The sequence below is a fragment of the Mesorhizobium sp. M7A.F.Ce.TU.012.03.2.1 genome, assembly GCF_004006095.1.
In the GTDB taxonomy this organism is placed as follows: Bacteria; Pseudomonadota; Alphaproteobacteria; order Rhizobiales; family Rhizobiaceae; genus Mesorhizobium.
The window spans coordinates 5237229-5258759 of record NZ_CP034779.1; the positions used below are offsets into that span (position 1 = coordinate 5237229).

A 21531-nucleotide genomic window follows, 5' to 3' on the forward strand; every position below is an offset into this window, starting at 1 on the left:
CGCAGACCCGAGGATGACGAAAGGATGAGAGCTATTCCACCGTCACCGATTTCGCCAGATTGCGCGGCTGGTCGACGTCGGTGCCCATGAAGACGGCGGTAAAATAGGCCAGCATCTGGATCGGCAGCGCGTAGATGATCGGCGAGATGATTTCCGGCACGTCCGGCAGGATGATCGTCTCCATCGTCTTGACGCTCGTCAGCGCCGCACCCTTGCTGTCGGTGATCAGGATGATCTTGCCGCCGCGCGCCGCCACTTCCTGCATGTTCGAAACGGTCTTTTCGAAAATGTGGTCGTGCGGCGCAATGACGATGACCGGCATGTTCTCGTCGATCAGCGCGATCGGTCCATGCTTCAGCTCGCCGGCCGCATAGCCCTCGGCGTGGATATAGGAGATTTCCTTGAGTTTCAGCGCGCCTTCCATGGCCAGCGGAAAGTTGGTGTCGCGGCCGAGATAGAGCACGTCCTTGTAGCGTGAGAGTTCACGCGCGATCCGTTCGATCTGCTCTTCAAGCTTGAGCACCTGATTGGCATAGCGCGGCGCTTCCGAAAGCGCGCGCACCAGGGTCTTCTCTTGTTCTTTCGAGATTGTCCCGCGCGCCACGCCGGCCCGCACAGCAAGCGATGCCAGCACCGAAAGCTGGCAGGTGAACGCCTTGGTCGAGGCAACGCCGATCTCCGGCCCGGCGAGCGTCGGCAGCACGACATCGGATTCGCGCGCCATGGTCGATTCGCGCACATTGACGATCGCGCCGATCTTCATGCCGGCCTTGCGGCAATAACGCAGCGAGGCCAGCGTGTCGGCAGTCTCACCGGACTGCGAAATGAAGAACGCCGCGTCGTTCTTCGACAATGGCATTTCGCGGTAACGGAATTCGGAGGCGACATCGATGTCGACGGGCAGGCGCGCGTAGCGCTCGAACCAGTATTTGCCGATCAGGCCGGCAAGATAGGCGGTACCGCAGGCCGAAATCGCCAGCCGGTCGATTTTGGCGAAATCGAAAGGCAGGTCGAGCGGCTTGGAGACGCCGCCGACAAAATCCAGATAATTCGCCAAGGTATGCGAGATCACTTCGGGCTGCTCATGGATCTCTTTCTCCATGAAATGGCGCCGGTTACCCTTGTCGACCATGAAGCTGGTCGAAAGCGACTGCTGGCGCTTGCGGTCGACCTTTGTGCCGTCGATGTCGAAGATGGCAACGCCGTCGCGGCGCACCACCGCCCAGTCGCCATCTTCGAGATAGGTGATCGAATTGGTGAACGGTGCGAGCGCGATGGCGTCGGAGCCCAAAAACATCTCGCCATCGCCATGGCCGACAGCCAAAGGCGGACCATTGCGCGCGCCGACGATCAGGTCCTCGTCGCCCTTGAACATGATGGCCAGCGCGAAAGCGCCTTCCAGCCGCTTCAGCGCCTGGTGCGCGGCCTCGACCGGCTTCAGCCCTCTGGCGAGTTCGCGCGCCACCAGATGGGCGACGACCTCGGTGTCGGTCTGCGAGGAGAAAGAATAGCCATCGCGGATCAGTTCTTCGCGCAATTCGGCGAAATTCTCGATGATGCCGTTATGGACGATGGCGACACCGTCGGAAAAATGCGGATGCGCATTGGTCTCGTTGGGCACGCCGTGTGTCGCCCAGCGTGTGTGACCGATGCCGATCGTACCGTCGAGCGGCTCGTCCTTGAGCCGGCGCTCGAGGTTGATCAGCTTGCCTTCGGCGCGGCGGCGAGCAAGCTGGCCGTGCTCGATGGTGGCGACGCCGGCCGAGTCATAGCCGCGATATTCCAACCGCTTCAGCGCATCGACGATGAGCGGCGCAACCTGCGAGTGGCCGACGATTCCAACGATACCGCACATGCAGACAGCCCCCGATTCCCCGTGGAAAACCAGCGCTATTTAGGGATGGCCGGCCTGCCGCGAAAGTCACATTGCATTTCGTCCCGTGTAACGGAACGCTCATTCTTGTCGATGCACCATGACAGACCGCTCTTGCAATCCGGTTACTGCAATCGTTCGGTTTTTTGCGGGCTGGTCTTACTTTTTCTTCGCAGCCGCGGCCGAAGCAAAGCGTTCGCGCAATTCCTTGCCCTTGCCCGGGATCGTCTTCTGGCGAGCACGGCCGAAGGCCAGCGCATCGTCGGGCACGCTTTCGGTGATCACGCTGCCCGAGGCGATGTAGCCGCCCTTGCCGATGGTGACAGGTGCCACCAGCGACGAATTGGAGCCTACAAAAGCGCCCTCGCCGATGTCCGTGAAGAATTTCGAATAGCCGTCATAATTGCAGGTGATGGTGCCGGCGCCGATATTGGCTCCCGCGCCGACGCGGGCATCGCCGATATAGGTCAGATGGTTGACCTTGGCGCCCTCTTCGATAACCGCCTGCTTGACCTCGCAGAAATTGCCGACCTTGGCCTTGTCCCGGAGATCAGCACCCGGCCGCAGTCGCGCGTATGGCCCGACATCGCAATTGGACGCAATGGTGGCGCCTTCGATGTGGCTGAACGCATGTATCTTGGCGCCCGTCGCAATCTTCACACCCGGACCGAACCAGACATTGGGCTCGACGATCGTGTCAGTGCCGATCTCGGTGTCGTGCGAGAAATACACGGTCTCCGGCGCGATCAGCGTCACGCCCGACAGCATCGCTTCATGCCGCCGGCGCGCCTGCCATATGCCCTCGGCTTGCGCAAGTTCGGCGCGGTTGTTGATACCGAGTGCGCTTTCGAAGCTGGCTTCGGTGGCGACGACATCGAGGCCTCGCGCACTGGCGATCTCGACAATGTCGGTGAGATAATATTCGCCTTTGGCATTCTTATTGCCAACCTGATCGAGCAGCGTCAGCACGTGGGCGCCGGCCACCGCCATCATGCCGGCATTGCAGAAGCCGATCTTTCTTTCCTCCTCGGAACAGTCCTTCTCCTCGCGGATGGCCACCAATTTGCCGTCCTTCTCGATCAGCCTGCCATAGCCGGTCGGGCTGGGCGGGCGGAAGCCGATCACGACGACGGCGGCGCCCTCGGCCAGCTTCAGCCGCGCCACGGTCAGCGCATCGGCGTCGATCAGCGGCGTGTCGCCAAACATCACCAGGACGTCGTCATAACCCTTTGATATCGCATCGCGTGCGGCCAGCACGGCGTGCGCGGTGCCAAGGCGCTTCTCCTGCACGAAAGTCTCGGCCTTCGGCGCGAACTTTGCCGCAGCCTTGCGCATCTCGTCGGCGCCATGGCCGATCACCAGCGCCTGGCTGCCGGCGCCGGCGGCTTCGGCTGCCTTCACCACATGGGCGACCATCGGCAGGCCGGCGATCTGGTGCAGCACCTTCGGCAGCACGCTCTTCATGCGCGTGCCTTCGCCGGCGGCAAGGATGACGGACAGGCAGGATCTCTGGCTCATGGAAGGGACAACCATATGAAAAGGGTTGGGAATCAAAGCATGCTAGCAGTGGCGCCTTGCTTCACCAATGCGGTTAAATTTCGGTGAGATGGCGGAGCAGCTGACTCTTAATCAGCGGGTCTTAAAACGGAATTCGGCAGTCAGCACACCTACAACAGGCCGTGTTTCTGAATTCCGCCTGCTCGTCACCTGATGTCCAGCCAAACACCTTCAGCTTGCCGTCACGCTTTTCGACGAGATAGTTGACCGCAAAGTCGATGGTCACGGGACTCCCATCCTTGCTTCATAGTCACCGGCCCAGTTTACCTCAGCCACGCAATGGTCCTGGTCGACAGGTGTCACAGAGACCTCCTTGCAGGTCATCCTCTTGCTGCCGAGGGCACGATAGGCCTCAAAGCCCTTCGTCATGATGGCCTTCAACTGCTCGCCATTCTCGCCAACCATGACCGCTGCCGGCGTCACCGAGACAAAACCGGCCGAATACATGTCCGCGACGTCGTTGAGGTCGACGGTGTCGGCGATCGCGTCATTGTAGATTTTCTCATAGACCTTGAAGAATTTTCGCACATCCGCCTTGGCTACCATTCTCGCCTCCCGGCTCGAAAAAGTGTTGATCAACGGTACTGCAAATGCGGGCTGCCGTGCATCGTTCCGCCGACGCGACCTACCCCAGCCGCCCCAGCACCGGGAAATTTTCCAGCAGCCAGTAAGACACCGTCTGCACGCCGCCGGTGAGGAAAAACACGCCGGCGACCACCAGCAGCGCGCCGATCGCCTTTTCGACCCGGCCGAGATGAACGCGGAATTTGCCGAGGAAGCGCATGAAGGCGCCGGAAAACAGGGCGGCGATCAGGAACGGGATACCCAGCCCGAGCGAATAGGCGGCGAGCAGCAGCGCGCCCTCGCCCACCGTCTCGCGGCCGCCGGCCAGCGTCAGGATCGGACCGAGCACCGGACCGATGCAGGGCGTCCAGCCGAAGGCGAAGGCCAACCCCATGACATAGGCGGCGACGGCGCTTGCCGGCTTGCCTTGCGACTGGAAGCGCGCCTCGCGTGAAAGCAGCGGAATGCGCAGGATACCGAGGAAATTCAGGCCCATGAGGATGATCAGCACACCGGCGCCCATCGCCAGCGGCTCCTGCCAGATACGCAGCAGCCGGCCGATGGTCGAAGCCCCGGCGCCAAGCGCGACAAAGACGGTCGAGAAGCCGAGCACGAAGGCGATCGAGGAATAAAGCAGCGCGCCGCGCGCGCCTTCACGCGCTGTCGCACCCGCATTGCCGCGGAAATCGTCGACCGAGACGCCGGCCATATAGCAGAGATAGGGCGGCACCAGCGGCAGCACGCAAGGCGACAGGAACGAGATCGCTCCCGCCCCGACCGCGCTGACATAGCCGATGTCCAATGCCATTTCCAGGAACTCCACTGTCGTGTCGCTGATATAGCGACGCGCAGCCTTGTCCACCAATCACCATTGTGTTGGCAAGATCATGCTTGCCGGGGAAGAAACGGCAGCCCCTGGGCGTTGACACAGCGAGGCCGCGATTTCCCGCGCGTCTCCAGATACCAGTCAGGGAGATTTCCATGAAAACCATAACCGCAGGACTGGCAGCGCTTCTGCTCAGCACCGCCGCATCCTTCGCCGCCGACGCGTGGAAGGAAGCCGAGGTCAATGGCACCAAGATCTACACCGACGCCAACGGCATGACGCTGTATACCTATGACAAGGACGAGAAGGGCAAGACCAATTGCTACGACAAATGCGCCACCAACTGGCCGCCGCTGAAAGCCGAAGCCGGCGCCAATGCGGACGACGAATGGACCGTTGTCGACCGCACCGACGGCACCAAGATGTGGGCCTATGACGGCAAGCCGGTCTACACCTTCATCAAGGACAAGATGCCCGGCGATGTGACCGGCGACGGCGTCGGCGAAGTCTGGCATATCGTCAAGGCCGACTAAGATACTCAATATATTCACGCCTGATGGCGGAACAAGGCTGGTCGCCAGGCATCGCTCTATGCAGCCGGCGGCCAGCGTCGATCAATTTGCCACTGGCGTCGCCCCGATGCCACTGCTCCAGCAGCTTTCCGCGACTCGGCGAAAATGAAAACCAGTCGTTTCCGCTGACTTGAGACCACCATCTCCCTTTCCCAAATTCTGTGATTTTCTCTATACACTCTAAGAGTGTATTGCAGCAGACCGGCCCGCAATTTGGGCGCTTCCCCTTGACCGGATGCAAAAGCGCGGCCATGTGAGCGACAAATAGAACGAGATTTCGTCGCGCGCAGCGGAATTCTTCTGCCGCACCACAGCTGATATGAGACCTCATGGACGTCGTCGTCGTCGAATCGCCGGCCAAGGCGAAGACAATCAACAAATACCTCGGCAAGAACTACAAGGTTCTGGCCTCGTTCGGCCATATCAGGGATTTGCCTGCCAAGGATGGTTCGGTGCGTCCGGATGAGGATTTCGCCATGTCCTGGGCGGTCGACACCGCCTCGGGCAAGCGACTCGCCGACATCGCCAAGGCGGTCAAGGATGCCGATGGCCTGATCCTCGCCACCGACCCGGATCGCGAAGGCGAAGCCATTTCCTGGCACGTTCTTGAAGTGCTGAAGCAGAAGCGCGCGCTGAAGGACAAGCCGGTCAGCCGCGTCGTCTTCAATGCCATCACCAAATCGTCGGTGCTGGAGGCAATGGCCAATCCGCGCCAGATCGATGCGCCGCTGGTCGATGCCTATCTCGCCCGCCGGGCGCTGGATTATCTCGTCGGCTTCACGCTGTCGCCGGTGCTGTGGCGCAAGCTGCCGGGCGCCCGCTCGGCCGGCCGCGTCCAGTCGGTTGCGCTGCGCCTGGTCTGCGATCGCGAATCCGAGATCGAGCGCTTCATCCGCGAGGAATACTGGCAGATCGCTGCACTGCTGGGCACGCCGCGCAACGAGAATTTCGAAGCGCGGCTGACCGCCTTCGATCGCAAGAAGCTGCAAAAGCTCGACATTTCCAACAAGGCGCAGGCCGACGACATCAAGTCGATGCTTGAAGGCGCGACCTTCAAGGCGGTGTCGGTCGAAGCCAAGCCGACCAAGCGCAATCCCGGCCCGCCCTTCACCACTTCGACGCTGCAGCAGGCCGCCTCATCGGGCCTGGGCTTCTCGGCCAGCCGCACCATGCAGGTGGCGCAACGCCTCTATGAAGGCATGGAGATCGGCGGCGAGACCACAGGTCTCATCACCTATATGCGAACCGACGGCGTGCAGATGGCACCCGAGGCGATCGACGCCGCACGCGACGCCATTGCCAAGGAATTCGGCGCAAAATACCTGCCGGAAAAGCCGCGCCAGTATACCGCCAAGGCCAAGAACGCCCAGGAAGCGCACGAAGCGATCCGCCCGACGGATTTCATGCGCACCCCGGCATCCGTCAGGCACTATCTCGATTCCGACCAGATGCGGCTCTATGAGCTGATCTGGAAGCGCGCCATCGCCAGCCAGATGCAGTCGGCCGAGATCGAGCGTACCACCGCCGAGATCGAGGCGGTCAACGGATCGCGCACCGCTGAGCTGCGTGCCATCGGTTCGGTCGTTCGCTTCGACGGCTTCATTGCCGCCTACACCGACCAGAAGGACGACGATGCGGAAGACGAGGAAAATCGCCGCCTGCCCGAAATCCGCGCCGGCGAGCAGCTTGCCCGCCAGGCGATCAACGCGACCCAGCACACCACCGAGCCGCCACCGCGCTATTCCGAAGCCTCGCTGATCAAGAAGCTGGAAGAACTCGGCATCGGCCGGCCTTCTACCTATACGGCGATCCTGAAGACGCTAGAGGACCGTGACTACGTCACCATCGACAAGCGCCGGCTGGTGCCGCAGGCCAAGGGCCGGCTGCTGTCGGCCTTCCTCGAAAGCTTCTTCAAACGCTATGTCGAATACGACTTCACCGCGTCCCTTGAGGAAAAGCTCGACGAGATTTCCGACGGCAAGCTCGCCTGGAAGGACGTGCTGCGCGATTTCTGGAAGGATTTTTCCGGTGCCGTCGCCGACATCAAGGAACTGCGCGTCACCGACGTGCTCGACGCGCTCAATGAAGAACTGGCACCGCTGGTGTTCCCGACGCGGGAGGACGGCTCCAATCCGCGCATCTGCCCGAAATGCGGCACCGGCAATCTGTCGCTGAAGCTTGGCAAGTTCGGCGCCTTTGTCGGCTGCTCCAACTATCCCGATTGCTCCTTCACCCGCCAGCTCGGCGATGCCGCCAATCCCAATGGCGAGAATGGCGGCGGCGAGGACGGCACCAAGGTGATCGGCAAGGACCCTTACACGTCAGAGGAAATCACGCTGCGCAGCGGTCGCTTCGGCCCCTATCTGCAGCGTGGCGACGGCAAGGAGGCCAAGCGTTCCAGCCTGCCCAAGGGCTGGACGGCCGAGTCGATCGACCACGAAAAGGCGCTGGCGCTGCTGTCGCTGCCGCGCGATGTCGGCCAGCATCCGGAAACCGCCAAGATGATCTCAACCGGGCTTGGCCGCTACGGCCCGTTCGTGCTGCATGACGGCACCTATGCCAATCTCGAAAGCATCGAGGACGTGTTCTCGATCGGCCTCAACCGCGCCGTATCGGTGATCGCCGAGAAGCAGCTGAAGGGCAAGGGCGGCCGCAATGGCGGTACTGCCGCGGCGCTGAAGGAGCTTGGCGACCATCCGGATGGCGGCGGCAAGATCGTCGTGCGCGACGGCAAATACGGGCCTTACGTGAATTTCGGCAAGGTCAATGCTACGCTGCCCAAGGGCAAGGATCCGCAGTCGGTGACGATCGAGGATGCGCTGGCATTGATTGCCGAGAAAGAGGCCAAGGGCGGCGGCGGCAAGAAGCCGTTCCGAAAGGCAGCCGCGGCCAAGGCCCCGGCGACCAAGAAAGTGGCAGCCAAGAAGCCGGCTGCGAAGAAGCCGGCCGCGAAGAAAAAAGGATAGGACAGCGTGGCGCGCAAGATCACCGGCAGAACCCACGGCGATCCGCGCACCGCCGACACCAGGGCCAAGGTCAAGGACGACTACCGGCCCTCGCGTGACGAAATCCTGCGCTACATCGCCGAAAATCCCGATCGCGCCGGCAAACGCGACATCGCCAAGGCGTTCGCACTGCGCGGCGACGACCGCATCTGGCTGAAGGATATTTTGCGCGACTTGCAGGACGAAGGCGTCCTCACCAAGGAGCGCAAGGGGTTGGCTCGCGTCGGTGCCCTGCCCCATGTCACGGTCCTCGATATTTTCGACCGCGATGCCGATGGCGTGCTCTTGGCCCGTCCTACCGAACACACGGCCAATGGGCCGCCGCCCATCGTCTCCATCCGCCTGTCGCGCAGTGGCAGTGGACCGGCGCCCGGCATTGGCGACCGCGTGCTGGCCAAGACCTTTCCGGCCGACGACACGAACGTCGCCCTGGGCGGCCCCGCCTACACCGGGCGGGTGGTGAAGATTTTCGAAAAACGTACCGATGCCGTGCTCGGTGTCTTTCGCATCTTGCAGGACGGCACCTTCCGCATCGAGCCGGTGGAACGGCGCCAGCCCGAACTGATCGTCGACAAGGAATTCCAGAACGGCGCCAAGAACGGTGACCTGGTGGAGGTCGAGCCGGCGCGGGCTTCCCGCTATGGGCTGCCGAGGGCCAAGGTGCTCAACGTGCTGGGCTCTCTGACCAGCGAAAAGGCGGTCTCGATGATCGCCATCCACGCGCACGACATTCCGCATATCTTCCCGGCCGACGTCATCGCAGAATCCGAAGCGGTCAAGCCGGCGACGCTGGATCACCGCGAGGATTGGCGCGACCTGCCGTTGATCACCATCGATCCGGCCGACGCCAAAGACCATGACGACGCCGTCTTCGCCACGCCGGATCTCGACGAGAAGAACCCCGGCGGCGTGGTTGCCACTGTCGCAATCGCCGACGTCGCCGCCTATGTGCGCTACGGCACGGCGCTCGACCGCGAAGCATTGAAGCGCGGCAATTCGGTCTATTTCCCGGATCGCGTCGTGCCGATGCTGCCCGAGCGCATCTCCAACGATCTCTGCTCGCTGCGGGAGGGCCAGGACCGTCCGGCGCTCGCCGTGCGCATGGTTTTTTCAGCCGAGGGCCGCAAGCTCAGGCACTCCTTCCATCGCGTCATGATGAAGTCGGCGGCAAAGCTCGCCTACCAACAGGCTCAGGCGGCAATCGACGGCGCGCCGGACGACAAGACAGGTCCGATCCTCAAAACCGTGCTGAAGCCACTGTGGGACGCCTATGCGATCCTCAAGCGCGGCCGCGACGGCCGCCAGCCGCTCGAACTCGACCTGCCCGAGCGCAAGATCGTGCTCAAGCCGGACGGCACCGTCGATCGCGTCATCGTGCCGGACCGGCTCGATGCCCATAAGCTCATCGAAGAATTCATGATCCAGGCCAATGTCGCGGCGGCCGAAACGCTCGAGGCGAAGAAACAGGAACTGGTCTATCGCGTCCATGACGCGCCATCACTGGCCAAACAGGAATCGCTGCGCGAGTTCCTGCAGACATTGGGCCTGTCACTCGCGCGCGGCGCGCAGATGCAGCCAAGCCAGTTCAACGGCATTTTGGAGCGCGTGCGCGGCGCCGACAATGAAGGCCTGGTCAACGAAGTGGTTCTGCGCTCGCAGAGCCAAGCCGAATACTCGCCAAAGAACATCGGCCATTTCGGTCTCAACCTCCGCCGCTACGCGCATTTCACCTCGCCGATCCGCCGCTATGCCGATTTGATCGTGCATCGCGGACTTATTGCCGCACTCGGATTGGGTCCGGGCGGGCTGACGCAGGACGAAGCGGCACGGCTCGAAGATGTCGCCGTGCTGATTTCCGGCACGGAACGCCGCGCAATGGCGGCCGAGCGGGACACGGTCGACCGTCTGATCGCCGTCTACCTTGCCGAACGCGTCGACGACCGGTTCGATGCCCGCATCTCCGGCGTCACCAAGTCAGGACTATTTGTCCAATTGCCGCAGTACGGCGCGGATGGTTTCATCCCGGTGTCAACATTGAACGGCGATTACTATATATACGACGAAACGGCCCGCTCCCTGTTCGGAGAACGCTCGGGCAAAGGCTACCAACTCGCGGACCGCGTCGAGGTCCGTCTCATCGAGGTGGCGCCGATGGCCGGGGCGATGCGCTTCGAGATGTTGACCGACCCGAAGCCTCTGCCGGGCTCCAAGCGGTCGTTTCACAAGGCCAAGGGCCGCGCTCGCGCGTCGCAATCGCGACCGGGTTCGCGCGGCAGGAGACGATGATGACAACAGCCATGGAAGAACAGGTTTTCGGCGGAGAACATCACTCGGGCCGGACCGCGCGCCCGCTGTGGACGGCGATGAAGCGCGGCCTGCTCGGCCGCTGCCCGCATTGCGGCGAAGGCAAGCTGTTTCGCGCTTTCACCAAGACCGTCGACACATGCAGTGTCTGCGGCGAGGAATTGCATCACCACCGGGCCGACGACCTGCCCGCCTATCTGGTCATCGTCATCGTCGGCCATGTCGTGCTGGGCGCCTTCATGGGCGTTGAGGCCACGTCGACGCTGTCCACATGGCAGCACATCGCCATCTGGGTTCCGCTGACCATCCTTTTGTCGGTTGCGTTGCTGCAGCCGATCAAGGGTGCCGTCATCGGACTGCAATGGGCCTTCTATATGCACGGCTTCGGCGGCGAGCACGACGTGATCGAGCCGCATCCCGGAGCCTAGGCCGCAGCCAAGAATGCTGCCTGGCGCAACATACCGACCGTGAAAGGCCACTTTCGCTTGCCAGAAGTTTCCGCTAGGTCCTGCGCATGGACGGTATGACCAAGGCGGAAGTCGACAGGATCGAGCGGAGCATGATCGCTCATAGCGACCGGCCAATTCGCCCGCGCGACGCGGCAACCCTCATCCTGCTCGACCGCAAGGACGATGACGTGCTGGTTCTGATGGGTCGCCGTCATGCCGGCCACGCCTTCATGCCGGGCAAGTTCGTCTTTCCCGGCGGCCGCACCGATCCGGCCGACAGCCGCATACCGGTCGTCGCCGCATTGCACCCGGAGCAGGAAGCCAGGCTGATCGCCGGACCGGGCCGCACAAGCGCCGCACGAGCCCGCGCCATCGCCCTGTCCGCCATCCGCGAAACCTATGAGGAAGCCGGGCTGCTGATCGGCCGCAAGGGTGCTTTCGCAACCTCCAGGTCCGATTGGCAAGGCTTTGCCGAACACGGCGTGCAACCCTCTCTCGACATGCTGCGCTTCGTTGCGCGCGCCATCACGCCGCCCAACCGCGTGCGCCGCTTCGACACCCGCTTTTTCAGCGCCTGGCGTGACGACGTCGCCGTCGAACTGCCCGGTGGCAGTCCCACCAACGAGCTCGAAGAGCTGGTCTGGCTGCCGCTCGCCAAGGCCAGGGAAGCCGACATACCCGACATCACCCGAATGATCCTGGACGAGCTGGAAAAGCGCCTCGCCCATGATCCACTGTTGCGTCCAGGCGGACCCGTGCCCTTCTACCGGCTTGTCCGCAGACGCTTCACCCGCGAACTTCTCTAGAGCAATTCCAGGAAAAGTGTGACGCGGTTTTCCCGGAAAAGCGCTCAGCACTTTCCTTAGATCAAACAGGCAGAGTATTCAGCATCCCATGACGGTCGATACCCAACCACAGGGCGACGAACGCGTACACTGGCTGCCGATGGTGGCGGCGATCTCGTCGATCAGCGTCGTCGGCATCGCCATCGGCCTCGGCATGCCGCTGCTCAGCGTCATCCTTGAAACGCGCGGCCATTCGGCTTCGATGATCGGCCTCAACACCGCCGTTGCCGGCCTCGCCTCGATCGCCGGTGCGCCGCTGGCTACTCCGCTCGCCATGCGGTTCGGCGTTGCCTGGACCATGATCGCCATGATCGCCGCCGGCGCGCTGGCCTTTGTCGGCTTTCATTTCGCACCCGATTTCTGGATGTGGTTTCCACTGCGCATCGTGCTGCACATCGCGCTGACGGTGCTGTTCATCCTGTCCGAATTCTGGATCAGCACCTCGGCGCCGCCGCACCGACGCGGCCTTGTGCTGGGCATTTACGCCACTGTCCTGTCGCTCGGCTTTGCCGCCGGACCGTGGCTGTTCGCCCATCTCGGCAGTTCCGGCTTCAGGCCGTTCGGCGTCATCATCGCCTTGGTGACGCTGGCGGCGATACCCGTGCTGGCAGCACGCAACGAGAGCCCCTCGATCGCCTCGGATGGCGAAACCAGCAATTTCCTGCGCTACATCTGGCTGGTGCCGTCGGCGACCGCAGCCGTGCTGGTGTTCGGCGCGGTGGAAACCGGCGGCTTTGCGCTCTTCCCGATCTATGGTAGCCGCATCGGCTATTCCGAGGCCGATGCGGCCCTTCTGCTGACCATGATCGGCCTCGGCAATGTGTTGTTGCAGATCCCGATCGGCATGATCAGCGACCGCGTCAGCGATCGCCGCTACCTGCTGATTGCCTGCGCCACGGTCGGTCTTATCGGCACCGTCTTCATGCCCTTCTTCGCCCAGAATTGGCATTTGATGGCCGCGCTTCTGTTCGTCTGGGGCGGCGTCGTCGCTGCCATGTACACGATCGGCCTTGCCCATCTCGGCTCGCAGCTTTCCGGCCATGAACTGGCGTCGGCCAACGCCGCCTTCGTGCTGTGCTACGGTGTCGGCATGGTGCTCGGCCCGCAGGCGATCGGCATCGGCATGGATGCGTTCGGCCCGTCCGGCTTCGGCTGGTCGCTCGGCCTGTTCTTCGCCGCCTATATCGCTTTGGTCGCCGTCAGGTTGGTTCGCAAGATCCTGCTGTAGCGCAACTGCCGCCAGCCCTGCATTTGGCGCGCACGGTGGCAGGCTGCTGACACAACCGTGTCAGGAGCACAGGGCTAAAAGAGTGTCCCAAAACACTTGAGGACACTTCCATGATCGACAGCGGCTTTGAAACCACATCGCTACGAATGACACTGCTTCTGCTCGTGACCTTCCAGGCTCCGGCCGCCGACGTCGACCGCATCATGGATGCTGTGGTGGCGATTGCGCCGCTGGCCATGGGCAAATATGACCGCAATGCCTATCAGTCGGCGCACGGCATCGAACGCTACAGGCCGCTTGACGGTGCGGCCGCCGGCGCCGAAACCGAATTGCGGCGGCGGCCCGGCACGGTCGAGGTTTCCTTCGAACTGCCGGACGACCAGGGGCTGGCCGCCCGCGTCGTCGAGGCGATTTTCCAGGCCCATTCCTACCAGGAACCGGTGATCCGCATTCAACCGATTCTCGCCAGCCGTTCCAAGGGACTGGACGACCGCGCCAATCCGAATCGCTGGTGGAACACGACCGGAGACTGGAAGAAGGTTGCGTCACCGGCGACGGAAACCGCATGATTTCCGTTCACCAGCAGGCTCAGGGGGGTCGCACTAGGCTTGCCGGGCTTGACTTTCCGGGCGCGTTCTTTATGTGTCGCGCCAAGTTTCCCGCGTCCGGGTGTTTCCCCGTGCTCCAGCGGCCAAAACCCCACGAACAAACGGACTGATATCATGGCCAAAGCCGCAAACATCAAGATCAAGCTTCTGTCGACCGCCGACACCGGTTTCTTCTACGTGACCAGCAAGAACAGCCGCACCAAGACCGACAAGCTGTCGTTCCGCAAGTACGACCCGGTCGCCAAGAAGCACGTCGAATTCAAGGAAACCAAGATCAAGTAATCTGGTTTCCCGCTGCAATGCCGAAACGCCGCCCAATGGGCGGCGTTTTTCGTTTATAACCAGTTGATTTCGTTGCACGTGAGCAGAGACTGCAGCCAAAAGGATTGACCCTTCGCCAAGGTTGCGGCACCCTTCGCCGTGGGTTGGGTGTCATGAACAAGGCGCCTATGGATGTCGAAGAAGGTGAAAGCTGCAATCATTGCAGCCCTTGTCGCTCTGGTTGCTGGCTTCGCCGTCAGCAACGGGCTGATAAGCCAGCAGACGGCCGATGAGATCAAGGCCAGGACTGACCAGGTTCTGAGTGAGGAAGAGGCCGCACCGCCTGCACCTCAGCCTGACAGTCCCGCCGCGCCTTCCACGGAACCCCCACCGCAGGCTCCGACCCCTCCCGCCGCCGCACCCCCGCAAGGATCACAACAGGGTCAATGAAGGAGCCCCGCCGGTATTGGCTCCTCTCGTGCGATCGTGCCGCCTTGAGTGTATCGTTTTAATACAATCGGCGATTGGTAGACTTGCACCACGGATAGGCAGTTAGTTTCAGCGTCAGGCAAAAAGGGGGGAAATGCCTCGCACTGGGAGAAAACGATGTCCGTACAAAAAGGCGACTTTCGAACCAACAGAGCCGACTACGTGATTGCCGCGATGCATGGCGGAGTGACCGCCGACGACAGCGTTCGAGACGAGAACCTGGCAAGGAGAAAGAAGTCCCTTTGGCTGAAGGAGCGGCGATCGGCCAAGTCGGCTGAGAACCCGTTGGACAGTTCGCCGCTGTCCAAAAGAAGCCCTCGCGGTTAGCGGTCTACAATCCACTTCCGCGATCACACCATATCCGCACACAACCCACTCGCCCATATTGCAGGCGCCGCCGTCGGTGTTGACTAACTCCGACGGCGGCCTAATTCGTGGCGAAACGACCTCCGTTCTTTTGAGAAGACGGCGGGACTAAGGTCTTGCGTTGTAGACGCAAAGGTCCGAGTGGTCCTGTTAGGTTCCGGAAATGTCTGTTGGACGTTCCGCTATTTTATCCAATTGAAATGTAGCGTTACCTGTATTTCCCGCCCGACATCGGCGCCTCATACGGCTGCCCGCCGCCCGGCTGAGTCCCCCTCAGCCGATGCGATCACCGCTTTTCAGATCGAACAGATGCAATTGGTCTGGTTCGACAACCAACCTCACCTCGTCGCCGGGCTTCACGCCGGCACGGCCCATGGCAAAGACGCAAAGCTGCTGGCTGGCCAGCTTGACGTAGAACTGCGTCGAAAGGCCGAGAGGCTCGACCACACCCACCTCCCCCTTCAACGCGCCCTCATCCGCCAACTTGATATGCTCGGGCCGCAGACCGACGGTGATGGCGTCACCGTCCGTCAGCGGCAGGCCTTCCGGCAAGCGCAGCACCTGGCCATCGGCCAGTACGGCCTCACCACCGTTGCGAACCATCGCCGGCAGGAAATTCATGCCGGGGGAACCGATGAAACCGGCGACGAACATGTTGGCCGGCCGATCATAGAGATCGAGCGGTGCGCCGACCTGCTGGATCAACCCGTCATGCATGACGACGATCCGGTCGGCCATGGTCATCGCCTCGATCTGGTCATGCGTGACATAAACCGATGTCGTCTTCAGCTGCTGATGCAGCGCCTTGATCTCGGCGCGCATATGGACGCGCAGCTTGGCGTCGAGGTTCGACAGCGGCTCGTCGAACAGGAAAACCTTGGGATCGCGCACTATGGCACGCCCCATGGCGACGCGCTGGCGCTGGCCGCCGGACAGTTGCCGCGGCAGGCGCTGCAGGAACGTGTCGAGCCCGAGCCGCTTGGCGGCGCCGTCCACCCTGGCGTCGATCGTCGTTTTCTCCGCCTTCTTCAGGAGCAGGCTGAAGCCCATGTTCTTCGACACGTCCATATGCGGATAGAGCGCGTAGGACTGGAAAACCATGGCGATGTCGCGGTCCTTGGGTGCCACGTCGTTGACCAGCCGCTCGCCGATGCGGATCTCGCCACCGGAAGCCTCCTCCAGCCCGGCGATCATGCGCAAAAGCGTGGACTTGCCGCAGCCTGACGGCCCAACCAGGACGACGAACTCGCCATCGGCGATTTGAAGGTCGACCGCGTGTAGGACACGGACGGCGCCATAGTCCTTGCGGACCTTTTCGAGCGTAACAGAGGCCATCGATCTATCCTTTGACGGCGCCGGCGGTCAGGCCGGTGACGAGATAGCGTTGCAGGAAGGCGAAGAAGATGCAGACCGGGATCAGCGCCAGGATGGATGCCGCCATCATCTGTCCCCAGTCGACGGCGAACTTGCCGATAAAGGTGAGCAGGCCGACGGCGAAGGTCTTCTGGTCGTCGCTGGAAATCAGCATCAGCGCGAACAGAAGCTCGCTCCAGGCGGCGGTGAAGACGAAGCCGAGCGTCGCGCCCATGCCGGGCAGCGTCAGCGGCACGATCACCTTGCGCATGGCCTGCGCGCGGGTGCAGCCGTCGATCATCGCGGCCTCTTCCAAATCCTTGGGGATGCCGTCGAAGAACGACTGCATCAGGAAGGTGGCAAAGGCCGTGTTGAAGGCGGTGTAGATGATGATCAGCCCGGTCAGGCTGTTGATCAGGCCGATCTGCCCCATCACGCGGTAGATCGGCGGAATGACCATCACCAGCGGAAAAGTCTGGGTGAGCAGCAACATCAGCGCCAGGGCTGCCTTGCCGCGAAAGGTGAAGCGCGACATGGCATAGCCGGCGAGCGTGGCGATGATCGTCACCAGTGCCGCCGTCGAGACCGAGACGATGACGCTGTTGAGGAAATAGCGCGGAAAATCGGTCGTCTCGAGCACGGTGACGAAGTTCTGCAGCGTCATGTGCGATGGCCAGAAGGTGATGCCTTCGGAATAGAGCAGCCGCTCCGGCGTGACCGAGATCTTCAGCGTCCAGTAGATCGGGAACAGGGAAAAGAACACGTAGGCCGCGATTGCCGCGTAGAGGCCGATGCCGCCGAAGAAGCGCTGCGAGGCTGTGCGTCCTGCGATCATCAGACGTGCCTCACCAGCGTGCGACGGATGCCGATCAGGGCGATCGCATAGGCGATGAGCAGGATCAGCAACAGCACCGCCACCGCCGAGGCATAGCCCTTGTCCAGCGATTTGAAGGCGCTGACATAGATGTAGACCGGCACCGTGTTGGTCGAGCCGGCCGGCCCGCCCTCCGTCATTACGAAGATCAGGTCGGCGAAGGTGGCGATCCAGATGGTGCGCAACATCACGGTGATGGCGATGGTCGGCGCCAGAAACGGCAGCGTCACCTTGGTGAAGCGCTGCCAGGGCGAGGCTCCATCGATAGCCGCTGCCTCATGCAGTTCCGATGGAATGGATTTCAGTGCCGCCAAGAGGGTGATGGCAAAGAACGGAATGCCGAACCAGATATTGGCGACGATCGGCCCCCACATGGCGGTAGAGGGATCAGACAGCACATTGGTTGGCTGGGCTTTCAGCCCCAACGCAAACAGCCAGTGCGGCAGCGGGCCGATGATCGGATTGAACAGCCAGGCCCAGGTCAGGCCTGACAGGAAGGACGGCACCGCCCAAGGCAGGAAGACCAGGGCTTGTACTGCCTTGCGGCCGCGAAACGGCTTGTCGAGCAGGAGCGCCAGGCCAAGGCCGAGGAAGAACTGGAAGAAAAGGCTGGCGACGGTCCACCACAACGTGTTGACCAGCGCCTGCCCCAGCACCTGATCCGACAGCATCGACTGATACTGCCCGAGCCCGACATATTCGGACTTGAACGCTGAGAATTTGCGGAAGGAGTAGCTGATGCCGATGACCAGCGGCACCAAAAGCACGACGACCAGCAGGATGATCGCCGGGCTGAGATAGAGCCATGGCTCGATGGCGGTGTGGGATAGCCGCTTGCGACGCGGCTTGCCGGCGGATCGTATTTCGGACACGGCGTAGGTCATTGGCTGAGGATCGGCTCCCTGGAGCGGCGTCTGGAACAGCGTCCTTCTCCCCGTTCACGGGGAGAAGATGCCGGCAGGCAGATGAGGGGCAGCGCGAACAATCGAGGCATAGCGCCGCCCCTCATCCGACCCTATCGGGCCACCTTCTCCCCCTAGAACGGGGAGAAGGAAAAAAGAGGCGCTTACTTCTTGTTCTTCGCCAGCCAGTCCTGCTGTTCCTTGGTCAGGAAGGCAGCCCATTGGTCGGCGACGTCCTTGGCCGTCTTCTGGCCAAGCAGCACTTCCTGAAAATTCTTGATCGCCACCTGGTCGACGAAATTGCCGAGGTTCTCCAGATGCGTCGGCGGGGTGACCATTTCATATTTGGAGCTGTCGCTGAGCTCCGTGAACCAGCCCTTGAACTGCTCCGTCTTGAAATGGGGATCCTGGTCGGCGCCGTTGTGGATCGGGACGACGCCGACTTCCTTGGCCCATTCCAGATTGTCCTTCGGCGACAGAAGCGTCGCCATCAGCTTCCAGGCGTCGTCCTTGTGCTGCGAGTTGGCAAACATCGCCCAGCCGGCATAGCCCAGCGTCGGATAGGATTTGCCGCTCGGCCCGACCGGCAAAGGCGCCACGGCGAAATCGTCCGCGCTCATCTTGTCGGCGATGCCGAGCAGCGCGTCCGGATCCTGGTTGAGCATGGCACAGGTGCCGGAATAGAAGCCGGTGACCGTTTCGTTGAAACCCCAGCTCACCGCATCCTTCGGCGCCAATCCGTCCTTGTACATGTCGGCCAGCATCTGCAGGCCCTTGACCGAGCCTTCTTCGTTGATCGTCGAAGTGCCGTCCTCGTTGAAGTAGCCGCCCTTGCCGGCAGCAATGTTCATGAACATGTGCATGCCGTTGAAGGCGCCCGGCCCGCCGCGCAGGCAGTAGCCGTACTTCCCCGGGAGCGCGGAAATCTTCTTGGAATCGGCGATGAAATCGTCGAGCGTCGCCGGCGGTCCGTCGAGGCCGGCCTCCTTGAACAGCTTCTTGTTCCAGAACAGCGCGTTCACATAGTAGCCGTAGGGGATCATGAACTGAGTGTTGTTGACGGTCGAGCCGAACTGCTTGGCGCGGTCGCCGAGCGTCTTGGCATCATCCCATTTGGCCATATAGGGGCCGAGATCCTCGAGCTGGGCATTGTTGGCATAGAGGCCCATCCAGCGTTCCGGCATTTCGACGATGTCAGGCGTATCGCCGGCCTGCACCATGGTCAGAAATTTCTCGAACGCCTGGCCCCAGGGCAGCGAGATAAGCTCGACCTTGATGCCCGGATTGGCTGTTTCGAATTCGGCGATCTGCTTCTTCAGGAATTCGGTGCGCGGCGGGCTGGTGATGACTTCGACCATTTTCAGGGTCGAGTCGGCCACGGCATTTCCGGCGGAAATCGCCAGCCCCGCAACGGTGGCCAGCATGACGGTCAGTTTTTTCATGTTCAAGACTCCCATTTTGAACCCGCTTGTTATTTTCTGGCTTTTTCGAAGGCCTGGGCGACGTCAGCCCACAGGTCTTCGACACTCTCCAATCCGACATTGAAGCGGATGGTTCGGGGGCTGACGCCGAAGCGCGCCATCGAATTCAGGCCCGGCGTCTGCTCCAGCGACGCCTTGGCCGGTACGACCAGGCTTTCATGCCCGCCCCAGCTGACGCCGATGCGGAAATATTTCAGTGCGTCGACGAAGACGGGGATGTCGATCTCGTCCGTCACCTCGAAGGAGAACAGACCGGCATAGCCGGCCAGCGTCGCCTTGCCCGGGTGGTTCGAATAGATGGGGTGGTTGACCCGCTCGACACTGGCATGCGCCTTCAGCCGTTCGGCGATGGTCAGGCCGCTCTTCATGTGGTGCGGCAGGCGCAGCGGCAGCGTGCGCAGGCCGCGCAGCAACAGCCACGCCTCGAACGGTGACAGCTTGCCGCCGAGATAGGAATAGGTCTGCTCGTTGATGTGCTTGATATGAGCAGCCGAACCCGCCACCACGCCCGCGACGGTGTCGCTGTGGCCGCCAAGGTATTTCGAGGCCGAATGCAGCACCAGGTCGACGCCATGCGTGATCGGCTTCTGGAACACCGGCGTCGCCCAGGAATTGTCGATCGTGGTGACGATGCCCTGTTCCTTGGCCAACCGTGTCAGATGCGCGATGTCCTGCAACTCGAACATCATCGAGGTCGGGCTTTCCAGATAAAGTAGCTTGGCGCCGGGAAGTGCCGCCGCGACCGCATCCGGGTCGGAGCCGTCGACATAATCGACCTTGATGTTGAGCCGCGGCAACAACCGCTCGAACAGCCGGTAGGCATCGCCATAGCAATTGCGCACCGCCACGATGCGCTCGCCTGCCCCAACGAACGCAAGCACCGTGGCGCTGATCGCCGCCATGCCACTGGAAAAGCCGCGCGCTGCTTCTGCGCCTTCGAGCGCGGCGACACGCGCCTCGAACTCCATCACCGTCGGATTGTCGCCACGCGAGTAGATCGGCTGCTTTCGTTTGCCGGCAAAGGTATCGGCCATCTCGGCATAGTTGGCGAAGGTGAACAGCGAGGTCTGGTAGATCGGCGGCACCACCGCACCGCCGGGAAACGGTTCGTCATGCGCCAAAAGTGTTGCCGCCTCCAAGAGATAGTCGTGATCGAAACCGGATGGATGCTCGTTCATGTCTGGCTCGAAAGTTTGAGTTTGGCCGCACCGCGCTTGAGATCGTCCTCGACGGTGGCGATCAGCTTGAGCGCTTCGGCGCGGGCGCCCTGCGGGTCACGGGCTGCGATGCATTCGTAGATGGTGCGGTGATAGGGAAAGCTGGCATGGCCGAAATCGCGAACGCCGAGCGGATGCTCCCAGAAGCGGTGGAACAATTCGTACATGGCGGCGATGATCTGCTCGAACAGCGGATTACCCGAGGCCCGGTAAATCGCCTGGTGGAACTCCCAATCCTCTTCCGACGACATGCCGTCGCGCGTGCGGAACGCCTGCTCCATGATGTCGAGCTTGCGTGCAATCTCGGCGATGTCGGCCTGGCTGGCGCGTTCGGCGCAAAGTGCTGCGGCCTCCGCCTCCAGCGCGCGGCGGATCTCCATCGTCTGCATCAGGCTGGTGAAATCATTGCCGCCCGCCAGCGTCAGCGGCATGTGCAGCATATCGTGTGAAACAGCCGCCTTGAGATAGGTGCCGCTGCCCTGCCGGCGCTCGACGAGGCCGAGCCCTTCCCAGCGTGTCAGTGCCTCGCGCACGGTGTTGCGGCTGACCTTCAGCCGCTCGGCCAGAATGCGTTCGGTTGGAAGCCGCTCGCCCGGCTGCAAGGCCTCGGCGCGAACAAAGCCCACCAACGCCTTCAGCACGGCGTCGTCGCGCGCCGTGGTCTGAATGGGTGGCAGGCTGTTCTGGTCCACATTTCCTCCAAGTGGTCCAATGGTCCAACCAATTTCTGCACAGAAGGAAGCTCCTGTCAACCAAC

At 62.1% G+C, this 21531-nt stretch carries 19 protein-coding genes; 8 read left to right on the forward strand and 11 right to left on the reverse strand.

The genetic code is table 11. From position 1 onward, the window contains the following. Positions 1–31: 31 nt before the first annotated feature. From glmS to EJ079_RS25930, 5 genes are all read right to left on the reverse strand, one after another. Complete coding sequence (gene glmS, locus EJ079_RS25915; protein ID WP_127810539.1) at positions 32–1855, reverse strand: glutamine--fructose-6-phosphate transaminase (isomerizing); 1824 nt, start codon at positions 1853–1855, stop codon at positions 32–34. 177 nt (positions 1856–2032) lie between these two features. Beyond that, positions 2033–3391 carry a bifunctional UDP-N-acetylglucosamine diphosphorylase/glucosamine-1-phosphate N-acetyltransferase GlmU gene (gene glmU / locus EJ079_RS25920; protein WP_127810540.1) on the reverse strand — a complete coding sequence of 453 codons (1359 nt, stop codon included), beginning with the start codon at positions 3389–3391 and terminating at the stop codon, positions 2033–2035. A gap of 121 nt (positions 3392–3512) precedes the next feature. Continuing rightward, the gene (locus tag EJ079_RS34010; RefSeq protein ID WP_245481736.1) at positions 3513–3656 is read right to left on the reverse strand and encodes a hypothetical protein; all 144 of its coding nucleotides are present in this window, start codon (positions 3654–3656) and stop codon (positions 3513–3515) included. Next, positions 3653–3976, reverse strand: coding sequence for a nuclear transport factor 2 family protein (locus tag EJ079_RS25925; RefSeq protein ID WP_245481737.1), 324 nt, complete (start codon positions 3974–3976; stop codon positions 3653–3655). The genes EJ079_RS34010 and EJ079_RS25925 overlap by 4 nt, the downstream gene beginning before the upstream one ends. A 79-nt stretch (positions 3977–4055) precedes the next feature. Beyond that, the gene (locus EJ079_RS25930) at positions 4056–4802 is read right to left on the reverse strand and encodes a cytochrome c biogenesis CcdA family protein (RefSeq protein WP_127379876.1); all 747 of its coding nucleotides are present in this window, start codon (positions 4800–4802) and stop codon (positions 4056–4058) included. A gap of 173 nt (positions 4803–4975) precedes the next feature. Between EJ079_RS25930 and EJ079_RS25935 the strand changes: the two genes are divergently transcribed. The 8 genes from EJ079_RS25935 to rpmG all read left to right on the forward strand — a co-directional run bounded on the left by EJ079_RS25935 (position 4976) and on the right by rpmG (position 14113). Then, positions 4976–5353 (forward strand): hypothetical protein, encoded by a 378-nt coding sequence (locus tag EJ079_RS25935; protein WP_127810541.1) that lies wholly within the window; start codon positions 4976–4978, stop codon positions 5351–5353. A 368-nt stretch (positions 5354–5721) separates the two neighbouring features. Beyond that, a complete protein-coding gene (topA, locus tag EJ079_RS25940) occupies positions 5722–8358 on the forward strand; it encodes a type I DNA topoisomerase (protein ID WP_127810542.1) in 2637 nt (878 codons plus the stop codon). Between the two features lie 6 nt (positions 8359–8364). Further along, positions 8365–10683, forward strand: a complete 2319-nt coding sequence (rnr, locus tag EJ079_RS25945; protein ID WP_127810543.1) for a ribonuclease R — start codon at positions 8365–8367, stop codon at positions 10681–10683. Between the two features lie 11 nt (positions 10684–10694). Beyond that, positions 10695–11129, forward strand: a complete 435-nt coding sequence (locus EJ079_RS25950; RefSeq protein ID WP_174800363.1) for a DUF983 domain-containing protein — start codon at positions 10695–10697, stop codon at positions 11127–11129. Positions 11130–11215: 86 nt separating this feature from the next. Further along, positions 11216–11956: an NUDIX domain-containing protein gene (locus tag EJ079_RS25955; protein WP_127810544.1), complete on the forward strand. Its 741-nt coding sequence runs from the start codon at positions 11216–11218 to the stop codon at positions 11954–11956. An 88-nt stretch (positions 11957–12044) separates the two neighbouring features. Next, positions 12045–13223 carry an MFS transporter gene (locus EJ079_RS25960; protein WP_023810543.1) on the forward strand — a complete coding sequence of 393 codons (1179 nt, stop codon included), beginning with the start codon at positions 12045–12047 and terminating at the stop codon, positions 13221–13223. A 110-nt stretch (positions 13224–13333) separates the two neighbouring features. Then, positions 13334–13792 carry a hypothetical protein gene (locus EJ079_RS25965; protein WP_127810545.1) on the forward strand — a complete coding sequence of 153 codons (459 nt, stop codon included), beginning with the start codon at positions 13334–13336 and terminating at the stop codon, positions 13790–13792. 153 nt (positions 13793–13945) lie between these two features. Beyond that, positions 13946–14113, forward strand: a complete 168-nt coding sequence (rpmG, locus tag EJ079_RS25970) for a 50S ribosomal protein L33 (protein ID WP_006201775.1) — start codon at positions 13946–13948, stop codon at positions 14111–14113. A 1107-nt stretch (positions 14114–15220) separates the two neighbouring features. Here the strand turns inward: rpmG and ugpC are convergent. From ugpC to EJ079_RS26010, 6 genes are all read right to left on the reverse strand, one after another. After that, positions 15221–16282 carry a sn-glycerol-3-phosphate ABC transporter ATP-binding protein UgpC gene (ugpC, locus tag EJ079_RS25985; protein WP_127810546.1) on the reverse strand — a complete coding sequence of 354 codons (1062 nt, stop codon included), beginning with the start codon at positions 16280–16282 and terminating at the stop codon, positions 15221–15223. Between the two features lie 4 nt (positions 16283–16286). Then, entirely contained in the window at positions 16287–17135 is an 849-nt protein-coding gene (locus EJ079_RS25990) for a carbohydrate ABC transporter permease (RefSeq protein WP_127396861.1), read from the reverse strand. Continuing rightward, entirely contained in the window at positions 17135–18058 is a 924-nt protein-coding gene (locus tag EJ079_RS25995) for a sugar ABC transporter permease (RefSeq protein WP_127810547.1), read from the reverse strand. The genes EJ079_RS25990 and EJ079_RS25995 overlap by 1 nt, the downstream gene beginning before the upstream one ends. A gap of 182 nt (positions 18059–18240) precedes the next feature. Further along, a complete protein-coding gene (locus tag EJ079_RS26000) occupies positions 18241–19518 on the reverse strand; it encodes a sugar ABC transporter substrate-binding protein (protein ID WP_127270754.1) in 1278 nt (425 codons plus the stop codon). 29 nt (positions 19519–19547) lie between these two features. After that, entirely contained in the window at positions 19548–20735 is a 1188-nt protein-coding gene (locus EJ079_RS26005) for a PLP-dependent transferase (RefSeq protein WP_127810548.1), read from the reverse strand. Beyond that, positions 20732–21466: a FadR/GntR family transcriptional regulator gene (locus EJ079_RS26010; RefSeq protein WP_027036801.1), complete on the reverse strand. Its 735-nt coding sequence runs from the start codon at positions 21464–21466 to the stop codon at positions 20732–20734. The genes EJ079_RS26005 and EJ079_RS26010 overlap by 4 nt, the downstream gene beginning before the upstream one ends. Between the last annotated feature and the right edge of the window lie 65 nt (positions 21467–21531).

Bases quoted from the DNA above. Each gene is read 5' to 3' on its own strand.
- glmS (WP_127810539.1), bottom strand. From the start codon at position 1,855: ATGTGCGGTATCGTTGGAATCGTCGGCCACTCGCAGGTTGCGCCGCTC.
- glmU (WP_127810540.1), bottom strand. From the start codon at position 3,391: ATGAGCCAGAGATCCTGCCTGTCCGTCATCCTTGCCGCCGGCGAAGGC.
- EJ079_RS25925 (WP_245481737.1), bottom strand. From the start codon at position 3,976: ATGGTAGCCAAGGCGGATGTGCGAAAATTCTTCAAGGTCTATGAGAAA.
- EJ079_RS25930 (WP_127379876.1), bottom strand. From the start codon at position 4,802: ATGGCATTGGACATCGGCTATGTCAGCGCGGTCGGGGCGGGAGCGATC.
- EJ079_RS25935 (WP_127810541.1), top strand. From the start codon at position 4,976: ATGAAAACCATAACCGCAGGACTGGCAGCGCTTCTGCTCAGCACCGCC.
- topA (WP_127810542.1), top strand. From the start codon at position 5,722: ATGGACGTCGTCGTCGTCGAATCGCCGGCCAAGGCGAAGACAATCAAC.
- EJ079_RS25950 (WP_174800363.1), top strand. From the start codon at position 10,695: ATGGAAGAACAGGTTTTCGGCGGAGAACATCACTCGGGCCGGACCGCG.
- EJ079_RS25955 (WP_127810544.1), top strand. From the start codon at position 11,216: ATGGACGGTATGACCAAGGCGGAAGTCGACAGGATCGAGCGGAGCATG.
- EJ079_RS25960 (WP_023810543.1), top strand. From the start codon at position 12,045: ATGACGGTCGATACCCAACCACAGGGCGACGAACGCGTACACTGGCTG.
- EJ079_RS25965 (WP_127810545.1), top strand. From the start codon at position 13,334: ATGATCGACAGCGGCTTTGAAACCACATCGCTACGAATGACACTGCTT.
- rpmG (WP_006201775.1), top strand. From the start codon at position 13,946: ATGGCCAAAGCCGCAAACATCAAGATCAAGCTTCTGTCGACCGCCGAC.
- ugpC (WP_127810546.1), bottom strand. From the start codon at position 16,282: ATGGCCTCTGTTACGCTCGAAAAGGTCCGCAAGGACTATGGCGCCGTC.
- EJ079_RS25990 (WP_127396861.1), bottom strand. From the start codon at position 17,135: ATGATCGCAGGACGCACAGCCTCGCAGCGCTTCTTCGGCGGCATCGGC.
- EJ079_RS25995 (WP_127810547.1), bottom strand. From the start codon at position 18,058: ATGACCTACGCCGTGTCCGAAATACGATCCGCCGGCAAGCCGCGTCGC.
- EJ079_RS26000 (WP_127270754.1), bottom strand. From the start codon at position 19,518: ATGAAAAAACTGACCGTCATGCTGGCCACCGTTGCGGGGCTGGCGATT.
- EJ079_RS26005 (WP_127810548.1), bottom strand. From the start codon at position 20,735: ATGAACGAGCATCCATCCGGTTTCGATCACGACTATCTCTTGGAGGCG.